Raw genomic sequence first — 10,970 nt, 5'->3', positions numbered from 1 at the left:
CCATCACTAAACCAGAAGGCTCTTGATCTATATAAAGCTGCAATAAAAAGCTATTCAGGCGCTCTCCCCTTTAAAAAAACGAACGAGTTGCGTCTTCTTTAGTGCTGCCTTTTTCCACACTTTGGCGCAATGAATTTTCATAGTAGTTAAAAGAACAGTTCATCAACAAATTATCACTTCACTCTTTCGGAAATATTTTTACTTATTTCTTCAGGATTTTCAACACCAATGATCAACTTTGATATTTTGAACTTACCAACTTTAAAGCTATTCAAATCTAAATGAAGAGTTTCAAGCTCATTTTCAAAAAAGTGCAGTTGATAACCACCATTTGATCTAAATAACCCATTTCTCATTCCTCCTAATAAAGCACCATATAGTTTAAAAGCATTTGGTATCGGTCTACCTGTTGTTATTCCTGTGATTGAAGAGTATGGAATTTGCAACCCTTTATCTAATTTTAAAAAGGGTGAGTTTCCAAAGTCGATATTTACGTAGGTTTCCATTAGTTGAATTTTACGTTCCATATTTTGACTCCCCCATTTTCAAATAATCCATTTATTTCACAACCCATAATTACATATAATACCACAAACACCTCTTTTCTTCATAAAAATCTAAACTGCCCGTTAGCTTCATGAAGCAACGACAGTCCAATACTTTATTCCCCTTAGACATCCAATAAATCTAACCTTTTCACACATATTCGAACGTTGTACTATTTACCCGAAAACACTATACCTATAAGCTTATTTATGAATCAAGCTTCGTGTATCATACTTTATAGATTATAGGATTGGTGATAAATATGACTGTTGGAACAACACCGCACACTGCGGCAAATAAACCTGTACTACACGATTTCCGGATGGATCAGGTCAGCATTACCGATCCCTATTTCATGAATGCGTCCGCTAAAGAAATCCAATATCTCAAAAGCTACGATCCCGACCGGCTGCTCGCAGGCTTCCGGGAGAACAAGGGACTGGCCCCCAAAGCCGATAAATATCCCGGCTGGGAAAATACAGAGATTCGCGGCCACACGCTCGGGCATTACCTTGCCGCCTTGGCCCAAGCTTATCAGAGCACCAAAGATGATGAAATCGGCCTTAGACTGAAGTATATTGTCTCGGAGCTTGCACTCTGCCAGCTGGAGAGCGGATATCTTTCGGCTTTTTCCGAGCAGCTGTTTGACAATGTGGAGAATAAACAACCCGCCTGGGTACCTTGGTACACCATGCACAAGATTATCTCCGGTTTGACAGCTGTTTACTCCGCCACCGGAAATGAAACAGCTTATGCCGTTGTAACAAAACTGGGCGAATGGGTGTACCGCCGCACCTCCTCCTGGTCTCCCGGGATCCAGCAGATTGTCTTATCCGTGGAATACGGGGGAATGAACGATTGCCTGTATGAGCTGTACAAAATTACCGGAGATGAGCATCATTTGAGCGCAGCCCATCAATTCGATGAGCTGACCTTATTCACACCGGTCCGTGAAGGCAAGGATATTCTCAAAGGCAAACATGCCAATACTACCATTCCGAAATTCCTCGGGGCCTTGAACCGCTATCTGGCGCTCGGCGCAAGCGAACAATTTTACCTGGAGGCTGCCGCACAGTTCTGGGAAATGGTTGTGCATCACCATAGCTATATTACCGGAGGCAACAGCGAATGGGAGCATTTCGGCGATCCGGATATGCTGGACCGGGAACGCTCCAATTTCACTGCGGAGACCTGCAACAGCTACAATATGCTGAAGCTCTCGCGCGAGTTGTTTAAGATTACCGGTGACGTCAAATATGCCGATTTTTATGAAAACACCTTTTTAAACGCGATTGTCTCTTCACAGCACCCGGATACCGGGATGACGATGTATTTTCAGCCGATGGCTACAGGCTACTTCAAGGTATATAGCTCGCCCTTTGAGCATTTCTGGTGCTGCACCGGAACGGGCATGGAGAGCTTCACCAAGCTGAATGACAGCATTTACTTCCACAATTCCGGCAGCATTTATGTGAACCAATATTTAAGCTCGACGCTGCTTTCTGAAGAACATGGCCTTAAGCTGACGCAAACCGCCGCCCTTCCGTACAGCGATACCGTGCAGTTCACGTTGCAGACCCTGCAGAATAAAGATATCGCTCTATCGCTCAAGCTGCGGCTGCCGGACTGGATTGCCGCTGAACCCGTGCTGAGCCTGAACGGAAAACCCGTCAGCTTTGTGACTGAAGAGGGGTATGCCGTACTGGATAGGGTTTGGGCGGACAGGGATATCCTGAAGCTTAAAGTGCCCATGAAGCTTAACTATTTCAACCTGCCGGATGCACAGCATGTGGTTGCCTTCAAATATGGCCCGGTGGTGCTGAGCGCTGCCTTGGGACAGGACGATATGTCACAGTCGGCGACAGGAGTAGCCGTCAGTGTGCCGACCCGAAACATGCTGGTCAAGGATTTCATTACTACGGTTAACGCCAGCCCTGAGGAATGGCTGAACGGTTTTGCTGACCATTTTGAGTCTCTGGAGGATGGCCTGGCCTTTGCCCTGCGTGGTACTGACGAAGACAAGCGCCTGGTATTCACTCCTCACTATAAGCAACATAGTGAACGTTACGGAATCTATTGGCGCCTTGTTGAAGCAGACTCTGCGGAGCTGCAGGCCCATATTCTGCAGGCCAAGCTGCATCAGAGAGTGCAGGATGCCACCATCGACAGCCTGCCGGTCGGCAATGACCAGTACGAGCTGGAGCATGGGATACAAGGCGAGAACACCTCTGTAGCCACCTGGGACGGATATAACATCCGCAAATCGGAGAATAACGGCTGGTTCAGCTATAGACTGAAGCTTGTGCCGCAGACCGACAACTACTTGTCCGTTACGTACTTCTCCGGCAGCAACGGCAAGGAGATCGCTATTTATGTGGACGGCGAGCTGCTGGCCAGCGAGACGCTGCACACGGATAAGCCGCGCAGCTTCTATAACAAGCGGTATCTCATCCCGGCCGCAAGTGTACAGGACAAGACAGAAGCGGAAATCAAGTTCGTGATCCCGGGTCAGGAGAACGGCATCTTCGACCTGCTGCGTATGATGACAGGCTTTGACGCCGATGCCCGGCTGCAGGAGCTGAGCTTTAGCAGAGGGGTCTTATCCGATCCGTTCAGCAGCAATACCACTTCCTACACGCTGACAGTTCCGCAGGGGACAGAGCTTCTTGAGATGAAGGCGGTGCCGAAGCACAAGAACGCGCTGGTCTATATGGGCGATATTCTGGTCGAGGATACGTCACCAAGGGAAATTGCACTGGAAGACAGCCGTACAGAACTGACCCTCACTGTCAAAGCGGAAGATCATTCCACGGTTCAAGAATACAAGGTTACTGTATTAAAGAAATAATGCTCAACCCCATCCCAAGCAAAAATCCAGCCGCAGTTGCGGCTGGATTTTTGCTTGCACATATAATCTACCTTGTAATAAGGGGTGGAGACCGGATGAATCAAGCATGAAATTGGACAACATCATTACCCTTTGACTGAACCGATCATGACCCCTTTATCGAAATATTTCTGGATAAACGGATACACAATCAGAATCGGCAGCGTGGAAACGATAATGACCCCATACTTGACCTGATCCGCATACTGCTGGGCATAACCTCCGGCCGAACCACCCGCACCTGCGCCTTGCGAGAACACCTGATTGGACAGCAGGATATCTCTTAACACAATCTGCAGCGGCTGCAGGTTGTTGCTGCGGATGTAAATCAGGCCAGTGAAGAAATCATTCCAGTGTGCAACCAGATAATATAGACCGATGACCGATACTACCGCCTTCGACAAAGGCAAGGCTACCTTAAGAAAAAATTTGAAATGCGTGCACCCGTCCATGGAAGCAGCCTCGAACAGCTCCTTGGGGATGGAATTCTCAAAGAACGAACGGGCAATGATCAAATTGTAGACGTTCACGCAAAACGGAAAAATAAAGACCCACATCGTATTGGTCATATGCAGATCCTTCATCAACAGATAAGTCGGAATCAGTCCGCCGTTAAAAAAGAGGGTGATTACAAATGTCAGCATCAGGAATCGTCTGGCCCGGAATTCCTGTCTGGACAGCACATAAGCCGCAGGCAGCGTGAACAGCAGGTTCACCGCCGTTCCGAGAACCGTATACAGCAGGGTATTTCCGTACCCCGTCCAAATCCGCGAGTCCTTGAAGATTTCACTATAGCCAAAGAAGCTGATATTTTTCGGGAAAATCGTTACCTGCCCCGTCGACACCAGCGTGGAGTCACTGACGGAGGCGATAATTACAAAATACAGCGGGTACACGATGCTCAGAAAGATAAGCAGGCACACTGCATATACGACGGCATCAAAGAGGACATCCGTCAACTTTTTACCCTTTTGGTTAATAAGCTGCATGAACACTCCACTCCTTCCCTAAGTGCTGCTACCACAGGCTGATGTCTGAGGATTTCCGGGCAACCAGATTCATCGCATACAAGAAAATAAAGTTGATCACGGTATTGAACAGGCCAATGGCCGCTGAATAGCTGAACTGATTGCTGATAATCCCGATTTTGTAGACATAGGTGGCAATGACCTCAGATACCGGAAGGTTGAGGGCGTTCTGCATCAGGAAAACCTTCTCGAAGCCGGTACTAAGCACGTTCCCCATACTAAGCACGAATAAAATGATAATCGTAGGGATCAGCGCCGGAATATCGACATGCTTGATCGTCTGCCAGCGGCTGGCTCCATCAATTTTGGAAGAGTCGTAGAGCTGCGGGTCCACCGTGGAAAGTGCGGCCAAATAAATGATGCTGTTCCAGCCGCAATGCTGCCAAATCTCCGATAACACATACACGGGAACAAAAGTTTGGGTTGAGCCCAGCAGATTGATATCACCCAGACCGATCGAACTCAGGATATGGCCGATAACCCCGGAGTTCGGGGAGAGCAGCACATTCAGCAGCCCCACCATCACGACAATGGAGATAAAATGGGGCAGATAAACGGTCGTCTGGAGCGTTTTTTTCGCCCGCTTCCAGCGCACCTGGTTAATCAGCAGGGCAAGAATAATCGGTGCGGGAAAACTCAGGATCACGGTTGCCAGACTGATGGCTATCGTATTCTTCATCAGGTCCGCAAACATATAGCTGTCGAAAAACTGCCGGAAATAAAACAGCCCTCTCCATGCGCCCCCCGTCAGCCCCTTGGAGAAGTCATAATCACGGAACGCCAGCTGGATACCGTACATCGGAATGTAGTTGAAGATAAAGATCACAACGATTGCCGGAAAAATCATAATCCACAGCTGATAATCCCGTCTGAAGGTATTCACCACGGTAGGCTTTTTATGAGCCGATTTCATCAGAACCATCACTCCCATTAAGGAGCCGGAAGAAAGGATGCCTTAAGTCCCCTAGCATAACTTCTTCCGGACTCAGTTTCTCTTAGGGTCTGCGCTTGCTGCTTATTGATTGCTCTTGTAATCGTCGTAATATTTCTGTATGATCTCGATATTTTTGGAGACGCCGGTCTTCTCAATGTTTTTCACATAAGCATCCCATTCCGAATCAATTCCGCCCTTGGTGATCCATTGCGACCACTTCGAGAGGGCCAGAGACATCATGCTCGTATTGTTAAGACTCATCGCGTTGTTGTCCGCTGCACTGTATTTGATAAACATGCTTGGCAGCACATCCGTATCCTTGTTGATGGCGTCCAGGGCCGCCTTAAGCGGTTCGGTCTGTTTACCGACGGACTGCATATCCGTCCCTAGCGTCAGCTTCAGGGAATCCGCAATGTACATTGCCCCGTTATCCGCCCAGGATGAGGTCCACTTCCAGGTGCCCGGGTCCATCGCCGTGTCTGTAGGAGGCAAAATAGTATAGGTTCCGTCCCCGTTGTCGCCAATGTTAGTGCCAAGCGAGCCGAACAGTACCTGCATACTTACTGTAGGATCATACAGCTCATTAATGAACTTCATGGCCGCTTCCTTGTGTTTGGATTTGGCGGACATTTGCACGGTGTTGACCCCATAGTTCAGCGAATTATAGTCATAACTCCAGGAAATCCTGCTGGTTGAATCGGCTGACACTTTCAGAGGTGACATCGAAGTATACTGCGGAGCCAGCGCATTGCCGACTCTGTCGGTCACTTCCCAGCCCCAGGTGAAGCCGACAGCCGCCGTGACCCCGTTGCCCCGGGCGACGGATTGGAATTTGGTATAGTCCTGGGTGAACACCTCAGGATTGATAAGTCCTGCGCTGAAGCATTTATTCAGGAAAGTTACCAGCGTTTTGTAGCGTTCATCCGTGAAGAAGTTCTTCACCTGTCCGTCCTCCACAAAATAGCCGAGCCCGCTGTTGTCCGTCAGTGTAATACCTTCGCTGCCCAGCAATACCGTAGGCATGAAAGCACCAAACGCTACAGTTCCTGTAGGCGCAAAGTCCATAGGAATTTCGTCGCCCGGATCGCCGTTTCCGTTGGCATCTTCATCCTTGAACGCTTTCAACACATCGTATAATTCATCCCAGTTGGTCGGCATTTGCAGTCCCAGCTTATCCAGCCACTTTTGGTTGATGAACTGGCGTGTGGTCGTTTCCGGCCAGAATCTTTGATATTTAGGCAGGCCGTAGATTTTACCATCGAGCTGTGTAGCAATTACCTTGGTCTCCGGCTTGGCGTCGAACATGGCCTGCACGTTAGGGCCGTACTCTTTGATCAGCCCGGTCATATCCTCGAACAACCCCGGGAACTGCGAGAAATCGGCATCGGTGATGGAGTTGACGCCTACAATCAGGTCAGGAATATCTCCGCTGGCCAGCAGCGTACCTTTTTTCTGATCCCAGTCCGCCGTGACCTCCTGCCACTCAATTTCAACCCCGGCCCGTTCTTGGGCTTCCTGCAGCCATTTCATTTTAGAGAATTCCTGAGTTAACGGATGTTTGGTCATGATGGCGGTAAGCTTAACCTTCTTGCCTGTGTTGCCTGCGCCGGCAGCCTCTGTATTTGTATTTGTATTGTTGCCGCCCGAGCACCCGGACACCGTTGCTGCGCTAAACACCAGCACGAGCAGACCCACTAGAAATTTCCTCATTTTGTATCCTCCCTTTTTCTGTTCGATCGTAGCAGGAAAAAGATGATATACTTCATGAATATCTAAAATTAACCAAATGAAACTGAAATACAAATACACACATCATCAGATTGTATCCGCTTTCAAATGCAGTTTAAAAAATAGAGATCATAATCTCCGGGAATCTAAGCGGATTTATGAGCCTTTTCATCCTTCTCCTTCCTTTGGAACGTCGTTTTGTTATCTCTAGCTTACGCTTGTTTTAAATTTGGATAAATAGTTTAAAGTTCGAATATGTGTGAAAAGGTTATCAATTACCTAAACATTTTTAAGTGGTAAGCGCTTTACTTCGGGGCTGCTTTCCTTAATAATAAGAGTACGCAAGAGTGTACAAAAGTCAGATTAAAGGGGACAAGCGGATGATTGCTTTCGAGCTGATCGTAGATACGCCGGTCGATTTGGAGATCACAGGAAAATTTATCGCCCCCTCCTCCGATTGGATTCACTTAAGCAGAATTTTGCAGGATTACGAGCTTATTGTCATGACCGAGGGGGTGTTGTACCTGGCGGGAGACCAGCAGCATTTTGTTGTCTCCAAGGGAGAGTATCTGCTTCTGCCCCCCTCTACCAAACAGTACGGATATAAGGCTTCGGAATGCAGCTTTTACTGGCTTCACTTCAAGTCACAGGACGGGATCAGCATTACCGACAGCTCCACCCATCCCCGAAACAGGGAGGACAACAAACTGCTGCTTCCCCAGTATGGAACCTTGAAAAGTCTCGAGAAAATCATTGTCATGATGAAGCAGCTTCAGGATTCGGTCCGCGGCTACAATCAAAAGACACTCAATAACTATATGTCCACGGTCATTTTGTGCGAGCTGTACAACCAGGTCTTTCACAGTGAACATAATCCTGCCAAAAAAAACAAGCAGGAACAGCTGTACAATGACATCGTGGACTATATCAAGTGGAGCAGAAGCGAGCATATTAAGGTATCGCAGATCGCCACCTACTTCGGTTATAACGAAAAGTATTTATCCCATCTCTTCACCCGGATTTCGGGCATCTCCCTGAAGCAGTATATTTTGCAGCAAAAGATGGAGCTGGCCAAATTCCTCCTGTCGGACACCAACCAGAATGTAAGCGAGGTCTCACAGCAGCTTGGCTACAAGGACTGTCATAACTTCATGAAGTCCTTCAAGAAGATCGTAGGCTTAACGCCCACGGATTTCCGGAATGCCTACGCCAAACGGCTGCTTTTTTATGAGTGAATATACCAACAGCAAAGAGTCCAGGCCCCCATTGTTATACGGGAGATTCCTGGACTCTTTGTTGGTTTGCAGTTGCTCAGTTCAGAACCTTACTTACTGCTGTCCTTCACGGGCAGGCCGAAGTTTGGTGTGCCGTCTTCGTTCCAATACAGCACCTGTGCACGGGTATGACGGTTCGGGTCATAAAGCGGATCGCCGGTAATTTCTTTATAATTGCGGGCATGGTAGATCAGCACATCTTCACCTTGTTCATTCACAGTGAAGCTGTTGTGTCCCGGACCGTATTGTCCGTTCTCTTCACTGGTCTTGAACACAGGCTCGGGATGTTTAGTCCAAGATGCAGCATCCAGAAGATCGCTGTCTTCATCGGCATACAGCAGGCCCATGCAGTAATTGTAATCGGTAGCACTGGCCGAGAAGCTCATGAATATGCGGCCGTTGCGTCTCAGTACCGCTGCGCCTTCATTTACACTGAAGCCAATTTTCTCCCAGGAATACTCAGGTGTCGCAATCATGGTCTGGGGGCCGGTCAAGGTCCAGGGGTTGCTCATTTCGGAAATGTACAGGTTGGAGTTCCCTGGAATTTCAGGGTCCTTCTGCGCCCATACATAATACAGCACTCCCTTGTGCTGGAACGTAGTCGCGTCCAGGGCAAAGGACTCCCAGGCTGTTTTTACCTGGCCTTTCTCTACCCATGTGCCTTCGAGCGGATTGGCCGATTCGTTCTCCAGGGCAAACATACGGTGATCGAACAAGCCCTCGTTCGTTTCGGTTGTGCGGGCAGCGGCGAAATAAATGTACCATTTCCCGTCAATATAATGAATTTCAGGTGCCCATATATTCGCGCTTAGCGGTCCCGTCTCATATTTCCGCCAGGCTACAACCGGCACGGCTTCAGTAAGTCCTTCAATGGTCTCTGACCGGCGCACCTCGATCCGGTCATATTCCGGCACGGAAGCGGTGAAGTAATAATAGCCATCAGCATGTTTATACACCCATGGATCAGCGCGCTGTTCCACAAGCGGATTGCTGTATTCTCTATTTGTGTTCATAATGGTTTCTCCTTTGATCTGATCAGTAAATATAAAGAATGAATTCGCTGCTTCTCTACTCCAAAGTAAGCACAACTACAGACGCAGGCGGAAGGACACAGTTCAGCAGTCCATCCTCCAAAGCTGCAGCTTCATAGACAGACGGCGCTACCTTGTCTGGCGTCTGGAACGTGTTATGTGCACCAAGCTCCGTATGCGTCAGAATTTGCCCGGTTACCCGGGTTGGCGCTGCGCCACCGATACCAAAGCTGAGAGTTGCACCGTCCTCATGGCTCAAGTTGCAGATCGACACATAGATCTTGCCTTCCCCGTCACGTGAAGCAGATACGCTAAGCTGCGAAATAGCAACCCCGCCGCTGGTGTATTGCGGACTCTCAAAGGCAACCTCGAGCAATTCATTATCCTGATGCACCTTATACATCTCAAACACATGATACGTAGGGGTTAGCAGTAATTTATCGCCTTCGGTCAGGACCAGCGCCTGCAGGACATTTACCATCTGCGCAATATTGGCCATCTGCACCCGGCTGCTGTGATTCTGAAAAATATTGAGATGGATGCCTGCTACCAGCGCATCTCTCAAAGTGTTCTGCTGGTACAGGAACCCCGGGTTCGTTCCGGGCTCGCTCAGGAACCAGGTCCCCCACTCATCTATAATTAATCCTACCCGCTTCTCCGGGTCATACTGATCCATAATGGCCGAATGTCGGGTAATGAGCTCATCCATATGAAGTGACTTCTGCATCGTTTCGAACCATTCAGCTTCGTCGAACCCGAGCGCCTGGCGTTTCTCTTCCCAACTGCCGGGAATGGTATAGGAATGCAGGCTGAGGCCATCCATGAAACGGCCGGCTTCCCGCATTAATACTTCCGTCCAGTTGTAGTCGTCCACATTCGCTCCACCGGCAATTTTGTACAGCCGGTTATCCCCGTAATTTCTGGAATAGGTCTGATAGCGCCGGTACAGGTCCGCATAATATTCGGGACGCATATTGCCGCCGCAGCCCCAATTCTCATTGCCGACACCGAAGTATTTAAGCTTCCAGGGCTGTTCTCTTCCGTTCTCCCTGCGCCAGTCCGCCATAGGCGATTCGCCGTCAAAGGTCATATACTCGACCCATTCCGACATTTCCTGAACTGTACCGCTGCCTACGTTGCCGCAAATGTACGGTTCGCATTCCAGCAGCTCACACAGGCGGAAAAATTCATGGGTGCCGAAATGATTATTCTCCACTACACCGCCCCAGTGCGTATTAACCATCCGCTTGCGGCCTTCCCTCGGTCCAATTCCGTCTTTCCAGTGATATTCATCAGCAAAACAGCCACCCGGCCAGCGCAGCACCGGAATGTCCAGTTTCTTCAGCGCTTCGATGACGTCATTGCGGATGCCATCCGTATTGGGAATCGGCGAATCCTCGCCTACCCACAGACCTTCGTAAATGCATCTGCCCAAATGTTCTGCGAAATGCCCATATATATTTTTGTTGATTTTGCTTTTGGGCAGGTCAGCGTGAATCACAAGCTTTGCAGTCATAGTTTCTCTCTCCTTGGCTAATGTTT

At 48.8% G+C, this 10,970-nt stretch carries 8 protein-coding genes; 2 read left to right on the top strand and 6 right to left on the bottom strand.

What is annotated here, in order from left to right; all coding sequences use genetic code 11:
• Positions 1-173: 173 nt before the first annotated feature.
• Positions 174-527, bottom strand: coding sequence for a hypothetical protein (locus NSS79_RS08200; protein WP_054941127.1), 354 nt, complete (start codon positions 525-527; stop codon positions 174-176).
• Positions 528-808: 281 nt separating this feature from the next.
• Between NSS79_RS08200 and NSS79_RS08195 the strand changes: the two genes are divergently transcribed.
• Positions 809-3,394, top strand: a complete 2,586-nt coding sequence (locus tag NSS79_RS08195; RefSeq protein WP_342438966.1) for a beta-L-arabinofuranosidase domain-containing protein — start codon at positions 809-811, stop codon at positions 3,392-3,394.
• Positions 3,395-3,519: 125 nt separating this feature from the next.
• On the opposite strand, the gene NSS79_RS08190 is transcribed toward NSS79_RS08195, so the two are convergent.
• From NSS79_RS08190 to NSS79_RS08180, 3 genes are all read right to left on the bottom strand, one after another.
• Positions 3,520-4,422, bottom strand: coding sequence for a carbohydrate ABC transporter permease (locus tag NSS79_RS08190; protein ID WP_038587935.1), 903 nt, complete (start codon positions 4,420-4,422; stop codon positions 3,520-3,522).
• A 28-nt stretch (positions 4,423-4,450) separates the two neighbouring features.
• The gene (locus tag NSS79_RS08185; RefSeq protein WP_342438965.1) at positions 4,451-5,374 is read right to left on the bottom strand and encodes an ABC transporter permease subunit; all 924 of its coding nucleotides are present in this window, start codon (positions 5,372-5,374) and stop codon (positions 4,451-4,453) included.
• 102 nt (positions 5,375-5,476) lie between these two features.
• Entirely contained in the window at positions 5,477-7,105 is a 1,629-nt protein-coding gene (locus NSS79_RS08180) for an extracellular solute-binding protein (protein ID WP_342438964.1), read from the bottom strand.
• Positions 7,106-7,470: 365 nt separating this feature from the next.
• On the opposite strand from NSS79_RS08180, the gene NSS79_RS08175 reads away from it, so the two are divergent.
• Positions 7,471-8,358: an AraC family transcriptional regulator gene (locus NSS79_RS08175; RefSeq protein WP_342438963.1), complete on the top strand. Its 888-nt coding sequence runs from the start codon at positions 7,471-7,473 to the stop codon at positions 8,356-8,358.
• Positions 8,359-8,447: 89 nt separating this feature from the next.
• Here NSS79_RS08175 and NSS79_RS08170 read toward each other — a convergent pair whose 3' ends face one another.
• Both NSS79_RS08170 and NSS79_RS08165 read right to left on the bottom strand, forming a co-directional pair.
• Positions 8,448-9,410, bottom strand: a complete 963-nt coding sequence (locus tag NSS79_RS08170; RefSeq protein ID WP_342438962.1) for a family 43 glycosylhydrolase — start codon at positions 9,408-9,410, stop codon at positions 8,448-8,450.
• A 55-nt stretch (positions 9,411-9,465) separates the two neighbouring features.
• Entirely contained in the window at positions 9,466-10,944 is a 1,479-nt protein-coding gene (locus tag NSS79_RS08165; RefSeq protein ID WP_342438961.1) for an alpha-N-arabinofuranosidase, read from the bottom strand.
• Between the last annotated feature and the right edge of the window lie 26 nt (positions 10,945-10,970).

The sequence above is a fragment of the Paenibacillus sp. FSL L8-0436 genome, assembly GCF_038593025.1.
Lineage (GTDB): Bacteria > Bacillota > Bacilli > Paenibacillales > Paenibacillaceae > Paenibacillus_AQ.
This window is presented reverse-complemented; position numbering and strand designations above follow the sequence as displayed.